General features: G+C 68.3%; 18 protein-coding genes. 9 read left to right on the top strand and 9 right to left on the bottom strand.

All coding sequences use genetic code 11. The features are described from left to right. Positions 1–23 precede the first annotated feature (23 nt). The 6 genes from truD to B9A95_RS18500 all read left to right on the top strand — a co-directional run bounded on the left by truD (position 24) and on the right by B9A95_RS18500 (position 7,122). Positions 24–1,121 (top strand): tRNA pseudouridine(13) synthase TruD, encoded by a 1,098-nt coding sequence (gene truD / locus B9A95_RS18525; protein ID WP_084048643.1) that lies wholly within the window; start codon positions 24–26, stop codon positions 1,119–1,121. Next, complete coding sequence (locus tag B9A95_RS18520) at positions 1,118–1,492, top strand: hypothetical protein (protein ID WP_084048642.1); 375 nt, start codon at positions 1,118–1,120, stop codon at positions 1,490–1,492. The genes truD and B9A95_RS18520 overlap by 4 nt, the downstream gene beginning before the upstream one ends. A gap of 392 nt (positions 1,493–1,884) precedes the next feature. Beyond that, entirely contained in the window at positions 1,885–3,627 is a 1,743-nt protein-coding gene (locus tag B9A95_RS18515; protein ID WP_084048641.1) for an AlbA family DNA-binding domain-containing protein, read from the top strand. A gap of 240 nt (positions 3,628–3,867) precedes the next feature. Further along, positions 3,868–5,127, top strand: coding sequence for an ABC transporter substrate-binding protein (locus B9A95_RS18510; RefSeq protein WP_084048640.1), 1,260 nt, complete (start codon positions 3,868–3,870; stop codon positions 5,125–5,127). A 201-nt stretch (positions 5,128–5,328) separates the two neighbouring features. Continuing rightward, complete coding sequence (locus B9A95_RS18505) at positions 5,329–6,261, top strand: carbohydrate ABC transporter permease (protein ID WP_084048639.1); 933 nt, start codon at positions 5,329–5,331, stop codon at positions 6,259–6,261. Between the two features lie 9 nt (positions 6,262–6,270). Then, a complete protein-coding gene (locus tag B9A95_RS18500) occupies positions 6,271–7,122 on the top strand; it encodes a carbohydrate ABC transporter permease (RefSeq protein WP_084048638.1) in 852 nt (283 codons plus the stop codon). An 84-nt stretch (positions 7,123–7,206) separates the two neighbouring features. Here B9A95_RS18500 and B9A95_RS18495 read toward each other — a convergent pair whose 3' ends face one another. The 6 genes from B9A95_RS18495 to B9A95_RS35555 all read right to left on the bottom strand — a co-directional run bounded on the left by B9A95_RS18495 (position 7,207) and on the right by B9A95_RS35555 (position 12,540). Beyond that, on the bottom strand, positions 7,207–8,406 hold the full coding sequence (locus tag B9A95_RS18495) for an ABC transporter substrate-binding protein (protein WP_084048637.1): 1,200 nt from the start codon (positions 8,404–8,406) through the stop codon (positions 7,207–7,209). A gap of 67 nt (positions 8,407–8,473) precedes the next feature. Further along, positions 8,474–10,477, bottom strand: a complete 2,004-nt coding sequence (locus B9A95_RS18490; protein ID WP_084048636.1) for a DUF3084 domain-containing protein — start codon at positions 10,475–10,477, stop codon at positions 8,474–8,476. A gap of 24 nt (positions 10,478–10,501) precedes the next feature. Beyond that, entirely contained in the window at positions 10,502–11,272 is a 771-nt protein-coding gene (gene lptB, locus B9A95_RS18485; RefSeq protein WP_084048635.1) for an LPS export ABC transporter ATP-binding protein, read from the bottom strand. A gap of 68 nt (positions 11,273–11,340) precedes the next feature. Next, positions 11,341–11,862: a cation:proton antiporter gene (locus B9A95_RS35565; RefSeq protein WP_245808376.1), complete on the bottom strand. Its 522-nt coding sequence runs from the start codon at positions 11,860–11,862 to the stop codon at positions 11,341–11,343. Between the two features lie 39 nt (positions 11,863–11,901). Then, positions 11,902–12,273, bottom strand: a complete 372-nt coding sequence (locus B9A95_RS35560) for a cation:proton antiporter domain-containing protein (protein WP_245808375.1) — start codon at positions 12,271–12,273, stop codon at positions 11,902–11,904. 3 nt (positions 12,274–12,276) lie between these two features. Further along, entirely contained in the window at positions 12,277–12,540 is a 264-nt protein-coding gene (locus B9A95_RS35555) for a hypothetical protein (protein ID WP_245808374.1), read from the bottom strand. A 215-nt stretch (positions 12,541–12,755) separates the two neighbouring features. Here B9A95_RS35555 and B9A95_RS18475 point away from each other — a divergent pair, with 215 nt between their 5' ends. Genes B9A95_RS18475 through hisD form a run of 3 tightly spaced genes read left to right on the top strand, consistent with a single transcriptional unit; the run spans position 12,756 to position 15,973 of the window. Beyond that, on the top strand, positions 12,756–13,919 hold the full coding sequence (locus B9A95_RS18475; protein WP_084048634.1) for a phosphopentomutase: 1,164 nt from the start codon (positions 12,756–12,758) through the stop codon (positions 13,917–13,919). Then, entirely contained in the window at positions 13,916–14,554 is a 639-nt protein-coding gene (locus B9A95_RS18470) for a DUF3108 domain-containing protein (protein WP_084048633.1), read from the top strand. Before B9A95_RS18475 ends, B9A95_RS18470 begins: the two co-directional genes overlap by 4 nt. A gap of 39 nt (positions 14,555–14,593) precedes the next feature. After that, positions 14,594–15,973: a histidinol dehydrogenase gene (gene hisD, locus B9A95_RS18465; RefSeq protein ID WP_084048632.1), complete on the top strand. Its 1,380-nt coding sequence runs from the start codon at positions 14,594–14,596 to the stop codon at positions 15,971–15,973. A gap of 231 nt (positions 15,974–16,204) precedes the next feature. Here hisD and B9A95_RS18460 read toward each other — a convergent pair whose 3' ends face one another. From B9A95_RS18460 to B9A95_RS18450, 3 genes are read right to left on the bottom strand one after another with little or no spacing between them, the layout of a single operon-like run. Next, positions 16,205–17,023: a cytochrome c oxidase assembly protein gene (locus tag B9A95_RS18460; protein WP_084048631.1), complete on the bottom strand. Its 819-nt coding sequence runs from the start codon at positions 17,021–17,023 to the stop codon at positions 16,205–16,207. After that, entirely contained in the window at positions 17,020–17,676 is a 657-nt protein-coding gene (locus B9A95_RS18455) for an SCO family protein (protein ID WP_084048630.1), read from the bottom strand. Before B9A95_RS18455 ends, B9A95_RS18460 begins: the two co-directional genes overlap by 4 nt. 22 nt (positions 17,677–17,698) lie before the next feature. Then, positions 17,699–18,187, bottom strand: a complete 489-nt coding sequence (locus B9A95_RS18450; protein ID WP_084048629.1) for a copper chaperone PCu(A)C — start codon at positions 18,185–18,187, stop codon at positions 17,699–17,701. Between the last annotated feature and the right edge of the window lie 129 nt (positions 18,188–18,316).

The raw sequence follows: 18,316 nt of genomic DNA, 5'->3' as shown, positions 1-18,316 counted from the left end.
CGCCTCTCCGGGCGTGGAGGCGTATGGTGGCTTTTAACGTGAATCTGGTGTTCGAGTGGTCGGCCCTCCAAGCCCTGACGGACACGCCCGGAACGGGCGGACGTCTTCGCACGCTTCCCGAAGACTTCCGGGTAGAGGAGGTGCCCGCCTATCCGCTTTCCGGCGAGGGCGAACACCTTTTCCTTCAGCTCGAAAAGACCGGGCACACCACCGCCCATGTCCTGCGGGAACTCGGCCTGCAGTTCGGGGTGCGCGACCGCGACGTGGGTGTGGCGGGCCTGAAAGACAGGCATGCGGTCACCACGCAGTGGATCAGCGTGCCCGCAAAGTTTGAAAGCCGCGTGGCCGGATTCGAGATGGACGGCGTGCGCGTGTTGCAGGCGGTCCGGCACGGCAACAAGCTCGGCCTGGGGCATCTGCACGGCAACCGCTTCGCGGTGCGGGTGCGTGAGGCGGCGGGAACGGCGCCGCAGGCCGAGGCCACGCTGGCCCAGCTGCTCACGCGGGGCGTGCCCAACTATTTTGGGCCGCAACGCTTCGGGATGGGCGGATTGAACGCCGAGGAAGGATTGCGGGTGCTGCGCGGCGAGTCGCGGCTGCGTGATCCCCGCGTTCGCCGCTTCCTGACCACCTCGGTGCAGAGCGTGGTGTTCAACCGGTTCCTGAGCCTGCGCCTCGCGCGCCGCCTCTTCGACCAGTTGCTGGCGGGTGACATGGCCAAAAAGCACGACACTGGCGGCGTCTTTCTCGTCGAGGACCCAGAGGCGGAATCTCTCCGGGCAGCGCGCGGCGAGGTCAGCGCCACGGGCACACTGTTTGGCAAGAAGGCCAAACCCCTGACGCTGGAAGCGGGCGAATTGGAGCGCGAGGCCCTGGGGGCCTTTGGCCTGAGTCCCGAGGTCTTCGCCTCGCGCCGCGGTGACCGTCGCCTGACGCGCGTGTTTGCGGCCGACGCCGGGGTGCGGCCCGAGGAGGACGGCTACACCGTGAGCTTCACCCTCCCCAAGGGCAGTTTTGCCACCAGCGTCCTGCGCGAACTGATGAAGACCGACGTGGACGCGCCGGGCGAAGGCCCCGAGGACGAGGAGGCCGGAGCGGAAGAAGTGGGGGCGGGGGCATGACCCTTCCCCGGCTGGCCCGGCTGCTGCCCCTGCTGCTGGGGGCGGCGCTGGCGGCCGGGCCACCGACCGCGCAGGTGGACCTGCACCCGACCTTTGCTGGGGCAATGCTCGTGGGCCGCGTCACGGCGGGCACGACAAACGAGTTGACCGGCGTCTGGAGCCCGCAGGGCCGCGCGCGGCTGCTCAAATGCCAGCCGCGCTGCACCACGGTGCAGACCGTGCCCTTCTCCGGCGTGCTGCAACTGGGGCCGGAAACGCCCTACCGCGTGGTCGTCAGCGGCGAGTTCCGGCCTGGACAGCGCCTCAAGCTGGCCTTGCGCTTCACGAACATGCAGGTGCTCAACGTGGGTGTGGTCGTCCATTCTCCCTGATCCCCGGCCAGCGCGCCGCCTTTCTCAGCGCGGGTGACAACACGGCCCGCCACCGGGCGGAATCCGGGGGGCTGGCCGCAGCCGCATGGCGACAATCTGCGGGCAGCGCAGGCCATGCGGCGGTGGGTCGCCCCCTGCGGCCTCCCTGCCCACGCCGCCCATAACGGGGAGGGCGAGCGCCGCGAGGACGCCCTGACCGTACCCCGAGCGAGGCTGGGGCAGGCCGCGGAAAGGGGGGAGCGGCGTTCGGTCAGGCCGCCGTGCTGCGGGGGACGCGCCGCGCCCGTGTGGCTAAGCGGGGAGGGCCGAAGTGTACGGCTGGAGCGGTACTGGCTGGTCGCCCAAGCCGCTCACGGCGACTGGCCAGGCCCCCCCGCCTATACTTCTGCCCTGTGACTTCCCCCGACGCCATCTCTCCGCTGGGCGTGCTGCCTCCACCCGGGCCATCGTGCGTGCATCTGCCGCTGGCCGTCACTCCGCAGGACCTCGCCCGGTACGCGGTGGGGCTGGCCAATGCGCGCGGAGGCACGGTCCTGGTAGGCGCGGGTGGGGCCGAATCTTCCGCCGAGCGGGACGCTGCCGAGCTGCATCCCCTGATGGTCACCCACGCGATTTTCGAGCTGTCGGGGGGACGGCTGACCGTAAACGTGCAGCACCACCGCCAACCGGGCGGCGCGAAGGTGCTCGCCGTGTTCGTACCCCAGGCCCCCTACGTGCTCGCCGCCCCCGACGGCGCAGTGCTCGCCTGGGACGGAGCCCACCTCGTCCCCGTCACGCCCGCCACAAGCGAGCCCACCCCCCAGCAGGACTATACGGCGGTGGTGCCGCCCGACGCCTCGCTGGCGGACCTCGATCCGCACGAGGTGGCGCGGCTGCGGGGGCTGGGACAGCGCGGCGGCCTGGGCCACCTGCCGGACCTCGACTTCCTGCGCGAGCTGGGCTTGATTCTGCCGTCCCAGGGCGCGCTGCGGCCCACGCTGGCCGCCATCCTGCTCGCAGGAACGGGTGCGGCGCTGCGGGCCCATGTGCCGCAGGCGGAGGTCTGCTTCTACCACCACCAGAGCAGCGACGTGGAATTTCAGTTCCGGGAAGACCTCTTGAAGCCCATTCCCGCGCTGCTGACGCGGTTGGCCGAGCTGATTCAGGCCCGCAACCGCTTCACTCCAGTGCAGGTCGGTCTGTTCCGCATCGAAGTCTGGGACCAGGACGAGTCGGTCTACAGAGAGGCGCTGCTCAACGCCCTGACCCACCGCGATTACACCCTGCGCGACGCCGTACACGTCCACCACTACCCAGACCGGCTGGAAATCATGAATCCGGGTGGACTGCCGGGGGGCATCACGCCGGGCAACATCCTGCGCCACCAGCCCAAGCGCCGCAACCCGCTGCTGGCGGAAGTGCTGGCGCGGCTGGGGCTCGTCGAGCGCGCTGGGGTGGGGGTGGACAAGATGTACGGCCTGCTGCTGCGGCACGGCAAGGAACCGCCGGAGTACACCACCTACCCCGATGCCGTGACGGTCGCGCTGCACTCGCCGGGCTTTGACGCCGACTTTGTGCGCTTCGTGGCCCGCAAGCAAGAAGAGATGCAGACCCTCTCCCTCGACGTGCTGATCGTGCTGTCGCTGCTCGCGCGCGAGGGCGAGGCCACCCGCGCCCACCTGGCCCGCGCCCTGCAACTGCCCGAGGACCGCACACCAAGGCTGCTGCGCGGTATGGAGGAACACGGCCTGATCGCCCGCTCCGGGGTGGGCCGGGGCATCGCCTACACCCTCGCGCAGGAGGTGTGCCGGGCGCTGGGGCGGGGGCAGGCGCAGCTTCCCCGCGAAGCGCGTCCGGCAGACGTTGCGTTTTCCCCACCGGTCCCAGCCGCCCCTGTACCCGTTCCCCCTGTATCCGTCCGCTCGCCGCGCGTCGCCCGCGTGGCCTCCGACACCGGTCCCAACACTGCCGAGATCCGGGCCGTCGCCCTGGCGCTGGCACGCGAACGCGGCGTGGTGCGCAACTGCGACTTGCGCGAGGCCTGCGGCGTCAGCGCCCAGCAGGCGTGGCGGGCCCTGCGCCACCTGGTGCTGGGAGGCCACCTGGTCCGGGGTGGCTCGGGCACCCGCGACGCCAGCTACCGACCGCCGCAATAGCGCTCCCGAGCCCGGTGACCATTTTTGAATCTCCTCCCGACTCTTTGTTTCGAAGGGCCCAGGCCTTTCAATCGGAAGGAGTTGTCCAGGCAGAATTCCCGTCTACAGCTCTTTCTTTACCGGTAAAGATTGACAGCTTCAGGGCCCCGGTGTAGCCTCTGATCACCGCAATCTCAGCTTCATCTGGAAACGCTTCCGTATACAACCACACTGGCCCACCGGGGCCTTCAAGGGGGATTCATGAAGAAAGCCATTGCCCTGATCGGCATCACCTCTGTTCTCGCCGCTGCCAGCCAGGCCGGAGCCGTCACCGTCACGCTGGCGTGCGGCACCGTCGGTATCGAGCTGCAACTTTGTAAGGAAGGTTCAGCGCGCTGGGCCAAAAAGACTGGCAACACCGTAAAGATCTTTGAAAGCCCTGCCCTGACCAATGACCGCCTCGGTCTGTACCAACAGCAGCTGGCCGCCAAGAGCAGCGACATCGACGTGTACCAGCTCGACGTGGTGTGGCCCGGTCAACTGTCCGAGCACTTCGTCGACCTGAAGGGCAAGGTTCCTGCGGGTGAAGTGAGTGCGCACTTCCCCGCCATCATTGAGGCCGACACCGTGAACGGCAAGCTGGTGGCGATGCCCTGGTTTACCGACGCGGGCGTCCTGTACTACCGCACCGACCTGCTGAAGAAGTACGGCTTCACCAGTGCCCCCAAGACCTGGCCCGAACTCGCCCTGATGGCGAAGAAGATTCAGGACGGCGAGCAGAAGGCCAACAAGGCCTTCACGGGCTTCGTCTTCCAGGGCAAGAACTACGAGGGCCTGACCTGCGACGCGCTGGAGTGGATTGCCAGCTTTGGCGGCGGCACCATCGTGGACAACAGCGGCAAGATCAGCATCAACAATGCCCAGGCGGCCAAGGCCCTCGATACGGCGGCGAGCTGGGTCAAGTCGATCAGCCCCGCCGGGATCACCACCTACGACGAGGAAGCGGCGCGCGGCATCTTCCAGGCGGGCAACGCGGCCTTCATGCGGAACTGGCCCTACGCCTGGGCGCGCGGTCAGGAAGAGGGCAGCAAGGTCAGGGGCAAGATCGGCGTGGCTCCCCTGCCCAGCGGCGGCGCGCGCAACGCGGCGACCCTCGGCGGCTGGCAACTTGGCGTGAGCCAGTACTCCAAGAACCAGGCGGCGTCCATCGACCTCGTGCGCTACCTTACCGGCCCTGCCGAGCAGAAGATTCGCGCGATCCAGGGCTCGTACAACCCCACGCTTCCCGCGCTGTACAAGGACAAGGACGTGCTCAAGGCCGTGCCCTTCTTCGGCAGCCTGTACAACGTCTTCACCAGCGCGGTGGCCCGCCCCTCCGGCCCTACCAAGGGCAAGTACAACCAGGTCTCACAGGCCTTCAGCACCACCGTGAGCAGCGTGCTGAACGGCCAGAGCAAGGGTCAGGCCGCCGTCGCCAAGCTCGCCACCGACCTCGCCCGCATCAAGGGGCGTGGCTGGTAAGCACAGACGGACGGGTACCGGCCTCCTCCGGCACCTGAGCATCTTCTGGGGGCCGTCCGATCCATGGACGGCTCCCCTCTTTTATTGTTGGTGTCGGGAGCCTTCGCCCGCCCGCTTCGCCTCCGTCCGCTTCCCGGCCGCTGCGCCTCCCGCCGGCCGGGCCACCGCAACCACACAGCGCAACTCCACAAGGGGCACATCATGACCACCAAGACCACTCCCCCCACCACGGCCCCAATCCGTCGGCGCGGCATCGAGGCGACGCGGGCCCGCCAGGCCTTCTGGCTGCTGCTGCCCACCCTGATCGCCATCGCGCTGGTGGCGGGCTATCCGCTGTACCGCACCATCTTCTACTCGCTGTACGACGCCAACCTCACCACGCCTGACCAGCGCACGTTCCTGGGTCTGGGCAATTTCTGGTCAGTCAGTGATGAGGGAATCGCCCTGGGCTTCCTGCAGGACCCCAAGTGGTGGATGGCAGTCAAGAACACGATGCTGTTTACGGTGGTCAGCGTCTTTCTGGAAACGGTCCTGGGCATGATCATCGCGCTGGTGGTCAACAGCGCCTTTAAGGGCCGTACCTTTCTGCGCACGGCCATGCTGATTCCCTGGGCGATTCCCACGGTGGTGAGCGCGCAGATGTGGGCCTATATGTACAACGACTCGTTTGGGCTGGTGGGGCGCGGTCTGCTGGGCGGCCAAGCGCTGCTTGCCAACACCGACAGTGCCATCTGGGCCCTGATCGCGGTGGACGTGTGGAAGACCACCTCGTTTATGGCCCTGCTGATTCTTGCAGGGCTCCAGAGTCTGCCGGGCGACATGTACGAGGCCGCCGACATGGACGGCGCGAGCCGCTGGACGCAGTTCTGGCGCATGACGCTGCCGCTGCTGCGCCCCGCCCTGCTGGTGGCCCTGGTGTTTCGCAGCCTGGACGCCTTGCGTGTCTTTGACGTGATGTACGTGATGCTGGGGCCCGTCAACGCGTCGAGCACCTCCATGACGGGCTACGCACGGCAGGCCATGATCGACAATTCCCTGCTCGGGATGGGCAGCGCCGTGGCCGTCGCCATCTTCCTCATCATCATGGTGATCGTGGTGATGTACGTGACCGCCTTCCGCGTGAAATTCGACTGAGGAGGCCCCATGAACCTGAGACGCACCAACCCCGCCCTGTATTTCCTTCAGCGCAGCCTGTTTTACCTGCTCGTTATCGTCATCGCCTTTTATTTGCTCTTTCCCTTTGTGTGGGCGGTCTTGACCAGCTTCCGGCGTTCGGGCGACCTCTTTTTGCAGCCCCTGGACTTCGTGCGCGCGCCCTCAACCCTCAGCAACTACGCGCAGGTGTTTGCCAATTCCAGCTTTCAACGCGGCCTGGCGTTCAGCCTCCTGGTCGCCGTCTTCTCGGTGCTGGTCAGCCTGCTGTTTGGATCCTTTGCAGCTTATGCGCTGGGACGGTTCAAGTTCCGGGGCAAGAGCCTGATCATGTACATCATTCTTGCGGTCAGCGTGTTTCCGCAGATTGCCGTGCTGGGTGGGCTGTTCACGCTGGTGCGGGCCACCAACACCTACAACAACCCCATCGCCCTGATTTTCAGCTACCTGATCTTTACCATTCCCTTTACAGTGTGGGTGCTGACTTCCTTCGTCCGCGACATTCCGGGTGAACTGGAGGAGGCCGCGCTGGTGGACGGCGCCTCGCCACTGCAAACCCTCTTCCGGGTGCTGTTTCCGGTGATGATGCCCGCACTCGTGACCACAGGGCTGCTGGCCTTTATCAACGCCTGGAACGAGTACCTGTTCGCGCTGACGTTTATGAGCAGCAACCGCACGGTGCCCGTGGTGATTGCGAACTACTCTGGTGCGTCGCAGTACGAGCAACCTTGGGGGCCGATCATGGCCGCGAGCATCGTGGTGACGGTGCCGCTGATCGCCCTCGTGCTGATCTTCCAGCGCAACATCGTCTCGGGTCTGACGGCAGGGGCCGTGAAGGGCTGAGTTTGTTCCCACCCAAAGAAAAAGGCCGCCTCCACCGGGCGGCCTTTTTCTTTGGGTGCTGCGCCTTTGCCTTTGGCCCCTCCCCTACCGCGCCGCCCTTCGCTGCGCCTCATCCAGGGCGGCCTTGGCGCTCTGCTTGCCGCCCGTGGCCGCCGCGATGGCCTCTTCGAGGTAGCCCGTCCACTCGCCGTAATCGGGGGCGGTGGGCCGGGGCACCGCGCGCTCAAGCTGGGCATGGGCGGCCTTCAGCTGCGGATTTCTGGCGTACCAGTCGCCCAACAGTGGCGTCACCGCGCGGCGGGGGGGCGCGTAGGCGGTGGTTTTCACCCAGTCGGCGAGGCGGGCCGGATCCATCAGGAACTGCCAGAAAGCGACCGCCCCGGCCTGCTGGCTGGCCGAAGCGCCCTTTGGCACGACGAGGTGCGCGCCGCCGAGGGGCACGGTGCAGGTCCCCACCTTCTCGCAGGGAAAGGGCGCGATGCCCAGTTGAAAGAACGGCAGCTTGCGCGCGTCGGTCCAGTTGGCGACGCTGGCGGGCACAAAGACGTTGTGCCCCCGCGCAAAGTCGAAGGCGGCGCGCACGGCTTCCGACAGGTTGCGCGGCTGGGCCAGTCCGGCGGAGGTCATGCGCGACATCTGCGTCAGGGCTTCCACCGCTTCCGGCCCGTTGAGGTTGGGCTTACCATTCACGACCAGGCTGCCTCCACGCGAGGTAACGTTCGCCTCAAAGGTCCAGGCGTCTGCCGCCGCCACCAGGGGTTGACGTCCGCCCGTCGCCAGCTTGCGGCTCACGGCCTCCACCTCGGCCCAGGTCTGCGGCGCACCGACCCCCGCACGTTTGAGTGTACCTGCGTTGTACATCAAAACCGGAACCGAGACGTTCCAGGGCAGCCCGTAACGCCTGCCCCCCACCTCTCCCGCTCGCCACACCGGGGCGTACAGGTCCCGCAGGAGGTCGCTGGACAGCGCGGCCGCCTCCTGCGTCAGGTCCGCGAGCGCCCCGTCCGCCACCAGCCGGGGAAATTGCGTAAATTCCACCTGCGCCAGGGCCGGAGCCTTGCCTGCCTTGACAGCGGCCTGAAGCTGCGGCAGCAGTTCGCGGTAGTTGCCCACCGATCTCGGCACCACCTCATACTGCGACTGCGCGCGGTTGAAGGCCTGGGCGTACCCTGCCACCGTGCCCTGCACGCCTTCCATCGCATGCCAGAATTCGATCTTGATGGGAGCGGCCGCCGCACTCCCCAGCAGCAGGGGCAGCAGCAGGAACCGGGCAAGAGGACGCATGGGGACAGGATAGCGGCCGCCTGTCAGCCGCACCTGATGGAGCGGTCAGGCGCAAGAAAAACCAGGCTCAGGGAAAGACCGGGTAGAGGTCCACCCGACTGCCCGGCCGCACGTCGTCGCGGGCAGCGATGCCCACGGTGGCGCTGGGTCCCGAGCGGGCCGAGAGCTGGGTGAGCAGGTCCACGAACTCGTTGACGTCCAGGCCCTGGTTGGTGATGTACTCGCCCGGCACACCCTTGGCGGTCAGGTCCACCACGGCGTCTTGCACGAGGTTCTGCACCTGGGCCTGAACGGCGCGGGTGTCTCCGCCCAGGGTGATCGCCGCGCGGCGGATGGGCACCCCGCCCCGGTACAGTACCCGGTTGGGCCGCACGTCGCAGGAGAGGTCCACCGGCGTGCCCACCACCGTGTTGCTGGTTGCCCGGCACTGTACGAAGGTACTGGCGTTCAGGCCACGCAGCTTGGTTTCCAGCGCTGAGCGGGCCGGGGCACTCAGGCGCGCCGCCGGAGCGCCGCCCGCGCCCCGGCCTGTGGCCGCTGAGGCCGCCCCCTGCAAGAAGGTGTCGAGGTTGCGTACCCCCGGCACCACGCCCGCGTACACGAAGTCATTTTTGAGAAAGGCGAGGTCTGCGCTGCGGCTGGCGCTGAGTTCGGTGCGGGCGCTGGAATACTCGTCTTGCAACTTGCCCAGGCTCTTGCGGGTGGTGGCGAGGTCACTGGCGAGCGACTCATTGGCCTTGCGCAGGTCCGCGTTGGCCTGGGTCAGGGTCGCCTGCTGCTTGCGCAGCGCCGCAATCTCACCGCGCACCCGGTCCCGCTCGCTCAGGGCCGCGTCTCGGTCGCGGGTGGCCGCGTCACGGGCCTGGGTGGCCGCGTCACGGGCCTGGGTGGCTGCGTCACGGGCCTGGGTGGCTGTGCGTTGCGCCTGGGCTGCCGCCTGCTGGGCGCGCACCGCCTCGTCCCGCGTTCTCACGGCCGCGTCCCGCGCGGCGGTGGCCGCCTGCTGCGCCTGGGTGGCCGCGTCGCGGGCGCGCACGGCGGCGTCACGGGACCGGGCCGCCGCGTCGCGCTCGGCCTGCAGCCGGTCCCGGGCAGCGGCGAGGCGGTTGCGTTCGGCCGCCAGACGGTTGCGCTCGGCTGCCAGACGGTTGCGCTCCCCCGCCAGTCGGTCCCGTTCGCGCTGGGCCGAGGCCCGCTGCACCTCAGCGCCCGCGCGGGCTGTCTCGGCCTGCCGCTGCGCCCGCACAGCCTGATCCCGGGCGGTCTGGGCTGCGTCGCGCTCACGGGCCAGGACGTCACGCTGCCCCAGCACCTCCCGCCGCGAGCGTTCCAGGACCTGCACCTGCTCGTCGAGTTTCGTGACCCGGGCCTGCGCCTCCTGCGCCCGCGTCCCTGCCTGGGCGGCCCGCTGCGCCGCTTCCCCTGCGCGGGCCTCCGCCTGTGCGGCGCGGTTGTCGAGGGCCGCGAGCTGCGCGTCCAGGGCCTGGACCCGGCCCCCCAGCACGCGGGCCCGTTCCCGGCTCGCGCCCAGATCTGCCTCCGACTGCGCCAGCCTCTTGCGGCTCTCCTCGGCCTGTTTTTCCAGCGTCTCCCGGAGCCGGGTCAGTTCCGTCACACGGGCCTGCAGGGTCTGGGCCTGCCGCTGCGCCGTGTCTCGCGCCTCCTGGGCCGCTTTCAGATCTCCAGTGGCCTGAATCAGCCCCGCCTGGGCCACCTCGCGTTCCTGACGCAAGACTCCGGCTTCCCGGCGGGCCGTGTCACGCTCGCGCTGCACGCCGTTCAGGTCACGCTGCACCGCCTTCACCTCATCGCGCAGGGCATTGATCTGGGGCCGCAACTGGTCGGCCTGCGCGATGGTGTTCACGGCCGAGTGGTTGAGCAGCAAGAAGGCGGCCAGGCTCGCCGCGCTGATGCCCATGCCCGACAGCACTGCCACGAGCAGCGCCGTGCTCTTGGGCCGCAGGCCGAACCAGCGCAGGTGCTTGCGCCCCGCCTTGCGCGCGATGGTATCGGCCGCATAGGCGACGACCCCCGACAAAATCACCACAAAGGGCAAAAACAGCCACAGCACGCCGCCAGCTCCCCCTTTCCCCGCTTACAGCTCGAAGTCTTCGCCGAGGTAGTGCCGCCGGGCGTCCTCGTCCGCCGCGAACTCGGCCGGCGTGCCCGAGAACTTCACCTCACCGTCGAACATCAGGTACACCCGGTCGGTCAGGGCGATGGTCTCGCGCACGTTGTGGTCCGTGATAAAGACGCCTATTCCGCGGCGGTCCCGCAGTTCGCGGATCAGGCGCTGAATCTCCCGGATGCTTTTGGGATCTACGCCGGTAAAGGGTTCGTCGAGCAGCAGGTAGTCGGGATCGGTGGTCAGCGCGCGGGCCAGTTCCAGGCGGCGGCGCTCACCCCCAGAAAGCTGGTAGGCCAGGTTGCCACGCAAATGCGTCAGGCCAAACTCGGCCAGCAGGGCGTCGGCGCGGGCCTCCTGCTCTGCGCGCGGCAGGCCCTGGTATTCCAGGATGGCGAGCAGGTTGTCGCGGGCGGAAAGCTTGCGAAAGGCACTCGGCTCCTGCGGCAGGTAGCCCAAGCCCATCCGCGCCCGCTCGTGCATGGGCATGCGGGTCACGTCGCGGCTGCCCAGCATGATGCGGCCTCCCCCCGGACGAATAAAGCCCACCAGCATATAGAAGGTGGTGGTCTTGCCCGCCCCGTTGGGCCCGAACAGGGCCACGATCTCGCCGGGCCGCACCGTGAAATCCACTCCGCGCACCACCGGACGCCGCCCATAACTCTTGGTCAGCCCCTGGGCCGTGAGTTCGGGGCGCTGGGAGGTGGCCGTGACGGGGGGCATGGCGGCGGGGGCGGTCACGCCTGCGAGCGTAGCACGCACCCCTGTGAACGGCGGTGAGGAAAGGCGCAGAGCGGGCGGGACAGGCCTCAGGCCTCGGTCGCCTGTCCCGCCCGCTCTGCCAGCCGCCCTACCGTCGGTCCCTGCACCGCAATGCTGAACACCACCAGGTGGGTCATCGCCAGCAAAAGGTCACGCTCCGCACCGGTGGGTACCGTAAAAGGCCAGCGCCACGCTGATGGCCCACCGCAGCGCAGACCACCCCAGACCATCAGGCGGCGGGTGTAGGGCGAGAAGTTGTGTCGGCGCAACAGCCGCACAGGCACCTGCACGCTGAGGGCGCAGATCAGCGGCGGTGGCGGCACGGTCAGCAGACCCAGCGGCAACGGGGACGCGCGGACGGGCACGGCCACCCCCTTACGCGCCAGCAGCGCGAACAGAAAGATACGGAGCAGTTCGTCGGCCAGACGCCAGAAGCCGCCGAATTCCCAGCAGCAGGACAGCGCGGCGGGCAGGCGCCCCGCCAGGGAACCGATGGGCAGACCAGCGGCCACCGCAACCAGGGACGCGGAGACGTGCAGGTGGGACGCGGTGGCCGTGCCGGCCAGCACGACTCCCAGCGTGTTGGGAGTCCTCCAACACGAAGTCGTTCACCGCACGAAGGGCGACGTCGCCGAAGGCCCCCAGCGCCCCGCGCAGCAAGAAGGCCAGCACGCTCCCCGCGTCCGTTTGCGGACCATCCCCATGTCCTGAATCCCCGCCAGCACCGCAAAGGCCACCCCGTCGTTGAACAGACTTTCGCACGCCACCACCGTCTCGGTGCGCCGGGGCACCCGCGTCTGTTTGAGCGTGCCCAGCACAGCCACCGGACCGGTGGAACTGATCAGCGCGCCGCACAGCAGGCCGGAGATCCGGGGAACCAGCAGCCCGAAGAGGTGGAGCAGACCCATCACGCCTACCCCCGCGAGTCCGGTGGAGAGGCCCGTGGACAGCAGCGCGAAGGCCAGCGCCGGACCGCGCAATTTTCAGCGCGCGTGTGAGTTGAGCCCCAGCGCCCCGGCAAACAGCAGGAACGGCAGCACGCCCTGAAACGCGAAGTCGACCTCACGCACCAGGTCCACAGCCCGGACGGCCAGCGGCACCTGGCGCGTCACCAGAACCAGAAGCGCCAGACTGACGGGCGCCCCGCCCAGGGTTGCCCCGATGGAGGCCGGGAGCTTCGGGAACTGGGCCTTGAGAAAGGCGAGGGCGGCGGCAACGAGCAGCGTGAAGAGATCGAGGAGTTTCACGAACACCCCCTCCTTCGAAGCGAAAACGGGGCGAGAAAACGAAAACGGAGGAGGCTGCGCGCAGCCTCCTCCAGTTCTGCGTATGGTCGCCGGCACCCGTCAGGTGGATCAGGATTGTGCCGCCAGTGCATCCGGCCCCAGCGCCCTCCCCCCCCTGCACTCAGCCCTGCAGGGTTCTGTGCGTCTTCGCCCACCTGCGCCGTAGACTGGGCGCCATGCTCCTGAACATCATCGTGCTCGATTCCGTGGGGGTGGGCGAATTGCCCGACGCCGCCCAATTTGGCGACGTGGGCGCACACACCCTCAACCACACGCTGGAAGTGGCCCCACAGACCCTGCCGAATCTCGCGCGCCTGGGCCTGGGGCGTATTCCCACGGTACAGACCTCGCCCCAGAGCATTCCGGCGGGTGACGTTCAGGGTGCGTTCGGCCGGATGCGCGAGGTGAGCCCCGGCAAGGACACGAGCACCGGTCACTGGGAATTTATGGGCGTGCAGCTTCAGCACGCCTTCCAGGTCTTCCCCGAAGGCTTTCCCCCGGCCGTGATGGAGCGCTTCGACGCCGCCACGGGCCGGGGCCACCTGTGCAACAGGCCGTACAGCGGCACCGACGTGATCCGCGACTACGGCGAGGAACACCGCCGCACCGGCTTCCCCATCGTGTACACCAGCGCCGACTCCGTCTTCCAGATCGCCGCGCATGAGGACCTGGTGGCGCTGGAAACGCTCTACGAGTGGTGCCGCGCCGCCCGCGAGATTTTGCAGGGTGAGTTTGCCGTGGCCCGCGTGATCGCCCGGCCCTTCCGGGGCGAATTCCCCTTCGAACGGGCCAATGAACACCGCAAGGACTTCTCGCTGACTCCACCGCACACCGTGCTGGACGCCCTGAAAGAGGCGGGCCGGGACGTGGTCGGCATCGGCAAGATTCCCGATATCTATGACCACCAGGGCTTCACCGAGGAGATTCACACCGACAACAACGCGGACGGAATTGGGAAGACCCTGGCGCGGATGCGGGCGGGCGGGGACGGGCTGATCTTTACCAATCTGGTGGACTTCGATGCCAAATTCGGCCACCGTCGCGATCCTGCTGGGTATAGCGGGGCGCTCGCCGAGTTTGACGCGGCCCTGCCGGAACTGCTGGCGGCGGTGCCGCAAGGGGGAGCGCTGATCATCGTCTCGGACCACGGCAACGATCCCACCTGGCACGGCACGGACCACACCCGCGAACATGGCCTGCTGCTGGCCTACCGTCCTGGCATCGCGGCGGTGGACCTGGGCGAGCGGGTCACCTTCGCGGACCTGGGGGCCACCGCCGCCGAAGCCCTGGGTGCGGGCTGGGACGGGCCGGGGGAGAGCTTCTGGCCGCAGCTGAAATGACTGGCCCGGACGGAAACGGCGCGGACTTTCTGACCCTGCCCGAGGCCTTTACACTCACCCTGACGCTGGGCGGGCGCTACGCGGGGCAGCAGGTGTGGACCCTGCACCCCGAACGCAGCGCGGTGGTGGCGCGGGTACAGACCGATTTCGGCGGCGTGCTTCCCGAGCTGCGGCGGGTGCAGACCAGTCGGCTGCATCCCCGCCACCTCAGCTCGCTGCACTACACCGAGGGCGACGGACGCGGCAAGGCCAGCTTCGAGGTGACGTTCGACCGCCGCGCCGGGCTGGTCACGCTGCGTCAGGGCAAGGACGAGGCCAGCGCGCCGCTCACCACCGAGTACTTCGATCCGGTGTCGCTGCTGCTGTACCTCAGAACCCTGGGCGACGTGGAGCGCAGCCAGGTCCAGCTGACCGGCGGCCACGTCCTGATTCAGCGCCTCCCGGACACCGAGGTGGGCGAGGACCTGGCCCGCGCCTACTTTCTACGCCCCGGCGGAGCCTACGTCTATGTGGAACAGGCCCCGCCCCACCGCCTGCTGCGCCTGATCCAGCCCACCGACTTCGGCCCCATCGAGGGCGCGCTGCTGCCTGCGCGTAAGGCTCAGCCCACCCGCCGCCGCTTGCGCTCGGGCTGAGCCGTTGGCCTTTCGCCCTCAGGCTTTCGAGGAGATCCCATGCAAATCTTTCAAGGTGACGCCGCCCGCGCGGCCCTGACCCGTTCCTTCGACGAGATTCCCGTGCCCAGTCACGTGCTGGACCGCAACGAGGCGCTGTTCGGCGAACGCCTCACGCCCACGCAGGTGGTGGAACGCATTCTCGCCGACGTCAGGGCCCGGGGTGACGAGGCCCTGCGCGACTGGACTGGACGGCTGGACGGCATCCGCCCACAGTCGCTGGAAGTCTCGCGCGAGGAGATTGAGGCGGCGCAGATTGACCCTGCCCTGCACGGCGCGGTTCGCCTGGCAGTTCGGCGTGTGCGCGCCTTCTACCAGCAGCAGCCCGCCCACGGCTTTCTGGAACATGGGCCGGATGGAGCACTCGGTCAACTCGTGCGCCCGCTCGGACGGGTGGGCGTCTACGTGCCCGGCGGCCTCGCGCCCCTCATCAGCACCCTGATTCACACAGCGGTGCCCGCGCAGGTGGCGGGGGTATCCGAGATCGTCGTCGCCACGCCCCCCTCAAAGGACGGCAGCGTCAACCCGGCCATTCTCGTCGCCGCGCGGGAAGTGGGCATTGAGCGGGTCTTCCGGGTAGGCGGCGCGCAGGCCATTGCCGCCCTGGCCTACGGAACGGAAACTGTGCCCGCCGTGGACAAGATCGCGGGGCCGGGAAACCTGTTCGTCGTGATCGCCAAGCGGCTGGTGTACGGCCAGACGGGGATCGAGAGCCTCCCCGGTCCGACGGAAACCCTGGTGGTCGCCGACGACAGCGCTTCCCCCCGCTTCGTGGCTGCCGACCTGCTGGCCCAGGCCGAACACCTGGGGGCCGAGCCCGTGCTCGTGTCCACCAGCCAGGACCTGCTGGTGGAGGTGCAAAACCAGCTGAATGGACAGCTCGAAGCCCTGCCCGAACCCAACCGCACCTGGGCGCGCGAGAGCGTGGCGGAGCGGATGAAGGTGGTCCTGGCGGCGGACCTCGGCGAAGCCCTGGACCTCGCCAACCTGTACGCGCCCGAGCACCTGTGCCTGCTGACCCGCGATCCCTGGAGCCTGCTGGGGCAGGTGCGCCGCGCCGGGGGCGTTTTTGTGGGCGAGGCCAGCATGGAGGCCCTGGGCGACTATGTGGCCGGTCCCAGCCACGTCATGCCCACCGGCGGCACCGCGCGCTTTATGAGCCCGGTCAACGTGCGCGACTTTCAGAACATCATCTCGGTGGTGGGCGTCAACGAGGCCACCCTGCGCCGCATCGGCCCCGCGGCTGCCCTCCTCGCCCGCGCCGAGGGCCTGGAAGCCCACGCCCGTGCCATCGAGAGCCGCCTACTTCCTGAAGTGCCGGACGCGAGGCCGGAGGAAACGCTGGAGGCGGTGGGGGGAACGGTCGACGGGGAGGTGTAGGGAAGGCGAGAAGGCAGGGACAGCTTCGCCGTCTGCCCCAGCCGTTCCCACGGCTCTGGCGGACGGCTCCTCAGCCACGTCGGCCCGCGCAAGCGAGGCGGTGGCCCAGATGGGTACAGCGCAAAATCAAACGTTGCGCGCCGTAAAGAACCCCCGCCCACCAGCGCAACGGGCCCTGCCTACCGGGGATGGAGGCTGGGGCAACCCGCAGCAAGACCCCCAGCCCCCAAGCTACTCCCCGGCCGAAGCCCCTTCTCCATCCGCCAGCCGAATCAACCACGCCATCAGCTGAATAAACGCCAGCCCCATCGCCGGCAGTCCCGCCAGCATCATGATCCACCCGCTGATCTGCTGGTTTTGCAGCGGCGTCAGGTTCCACAAACACAGCGCAGAGGCGTAAGGCGTGTACAGCACCTGCGGCGAATACAGCCATACGGCCGCCACAGACATCATCGGTAGGGCTGCGAGCAGTCCGAACCACCCGCGAGCGCCGATGTGCGCCTGCTGTACGGCGGGCAGGGGCCGCAACACCACGCTCCACACGAGCAGGCTACTCAGCAGGTACAGCGCGGGCAGCAACGCGGAAGCCGTATTTGTAACGACGGACGCATTAAACCCGGCGGGAACGTTCCAGAAGATGATGACGGCGGCCCACACCGCCAGCGCCACCCAGGGATCGAGCAGCACGCCCAGCATCCGCCCCAGCGCGCCGCGCGGGTCCAGCTCCACACCGCGGGACACACCCAGCACCAGCAGCGGCGGCACGACTTCGGCCAGCACCATCAGGCGTGTCATGTACAGGGCCATGCTGTTGCGGGTCATCGTTACGGCCCGGCTCTGGGTGGCGAGGAGCAGCAGCGCCAGGCCCAGCAGGAAGAGGACCACCTTCCAGATGGGCCAGCGGGCCTGCCCTTGGGGGGTACGCCTGACCTGGGCGTAGCGCCACAGGTAAAGGCCGCTCACAACCAGAACGGGCAGCCATACCCCCACGTCGAAGCGCAGGGCCAGCAATTCGCCCAGGCCGGGATTGAGGTTGAGGGGAGCGCTCACGACGGGTTCTCCAGAACGAAGCGCAGGTCGCGCACCACCCGCTCCACCTGCGGCAGCTGCGTGTAGTCCCACAGCACGCGCAACTTGCCGGAAGCGTCGATCAGGTACGAGGCGGTGGTGTGATTGATCTGATAGGTCTGTGGCCCCGTCACACCGGCCTTCTGGTACGCCACGCCGTACGCCCGCGCCACCCGTGAGAGTTCGGGTTCAGGGATCCGCACGCCAGCCCCCTTGCCGAAAAATTGCACGTAGTCCTTCAGCCGGGCCGGCGTATCACGTTCCGGGTCCACGCTGACAAGCACGATGTCGAGCTTGCTCCGCTCGGCCTCCGGGAGTGCCGAGCGCGCCTTGTTGAGGTACGCCAGCGTCAGCGGGCAGATGTTGGCGCAGTGGGTGAAGCCGAAAAAGAGGGCGGTGGCCTTTCCGGTCTGCCCCGGCTGGAAGGCCCAGGGACGGCCGTTCTGGTCGATGCCTGTCAGGGACTGGGCCGTGCGGGCGGGCGTGTAGGCCGTTCCGTAAAAGGGAAAGGGACTGCGCAGGCGGGCGAAGGTCCAGGCCCCGCCCAGCACCAGCACCACAGCCAGCGCCGCCCACAACGCCGAGACGTACCAGGGCCGGGCTGGAAGGAAAGTGGGAGTGGGCAGGTCAGTCACGGGGTACCTCCGGAAGCCGGATTCAGGGCTTGCGAACCACGGCCTGCACGTTCAGGCGGTGGCCGTCCAGCGTCTCCAGCCGCAGGCGCAGCGTTTCACCCACCTTGAGGGGCCGCTTCAGGTCCATCAGCATAACGTGATCGCCACTCTCGCTGAGGGTCAGCGTTCCCCGGCCTGGCACAGTCAGGGTAGGCACCATCCGCATTCCCGTGAGGCCCTTCGCGTCCCGCCGGGTACTCATGAGCATCGCGCTTCCCGCCACCTCACCCATCGCCCGGGTCAGCACCACGGGGGCGGCTCCAGTGTTCTTCAGGGTCATAAAAGCGCTCGTCTCGGTTACGCCGGGAGGCACAGCGACCACGCGCGCCCCGCGTACGGTCAGGGAAAGCGGAGCGGCGGGGGACGCGGGTTTGGGCGGCGCTGGGGGGGTATGGCCCGTGTGCTGCGCCACAGCGGGCAACAGGGCCGCCGCGAGGGCCATCGAGGTAATCAGGGGGGTGGGTCTGGACATGGCTGGGCGTGCGGCCTCCTCGAGGTGGGTTCGGGACCTTCCCGGTCTCCGATCTGGACCAGGCGGGACCCAAACCGAGTCAGCCCAAAGTCTAGGCGCAGGCCGGGGCCGAATTGTCCCCCGGCTCCT

Source organism: Deinococcus hopiensis KR-140, assembly GCF_900176165.1.
Classification (GTDB): Bacteria; Deinococcota; Deinococci; order Deinococcales; family Deinococcaceae; genus Deinococcus; species Deinococcus hopiensis.
The sequence above is the reverse complement of the archived record's forward strand: the minus strand, read 5'-3'. Positions and strand labels throughout refer to the sequence as shown.

Coding starts and splice junctions, on each gene's coding strand:
- B9A95_RS18520 (WP_084048642.1), top strand. CDS start 1,118: ATGACCCTTCCCCGGCTGGCCCGGCTGCTGCCCCTGCTGCTGGGGGCG.
- hisD (WP_084048632.1), top strand. CDS start 14,594: ATGCAAATCTTTCAAGGTGACGCCGCCCGCGCGGCCCTGACCCGTTCC.
- B9A95_RS18500 (WP_084048638.1), top strand. CDS start 6,271: ATGAACCTGAGACGCACCAACCCCGCCCTGTATTTCCTTCAGCGCAGC.
- B9A95_RS18510 (WP_084048640.1), top strand. CDS start 3,868: ATGAAGAAAGCCATTGCCCTGATCGGCATCACCTCTGTTCTCGCCGCT.
- B9A95_RS18495 (WP_084048637.1), bottom strand. CDS start 8,406: ATGCGTCCTCTTGCCCGGTTCCTGCTGCTGCCCCTGCTGCTGGGGAGT.
- truD (WP_084048643.1), top strand. CDS start 24: ATGGTGGCTTTTAACGTGAATCTGGTGTTCGAGTGGTCGGCCCTCCAA.
- B9A95_RS18475 (WP_084048634.1), top strand. CDS start 12,756: ATGCTCCTGAACATCATCGTGCTCGATTCCGTGGGGGTGGGCGAATTG.
- B9A95_RS18505 (WP_084048639.1), top strand. CDS start 5,329: ATGACCACCAAGACCACTCCCCCCACCACGGCCCCAATCCGTCGGCGC.
- B9A95_RS18450 (WP_084048629.1), bottom strand. CDS start 18,187: ATGTCCAGACCCACCCCCCTGATTACCTCGATGGCCCTCGCGGCGGCC.
- B9A95_RS18470 (WP_084048633.1), top strand. CDS start 13,916: ATGACTGGCCCGGACGGAAACGGCGCGGACTTTCTGACCCTGCCCGAG.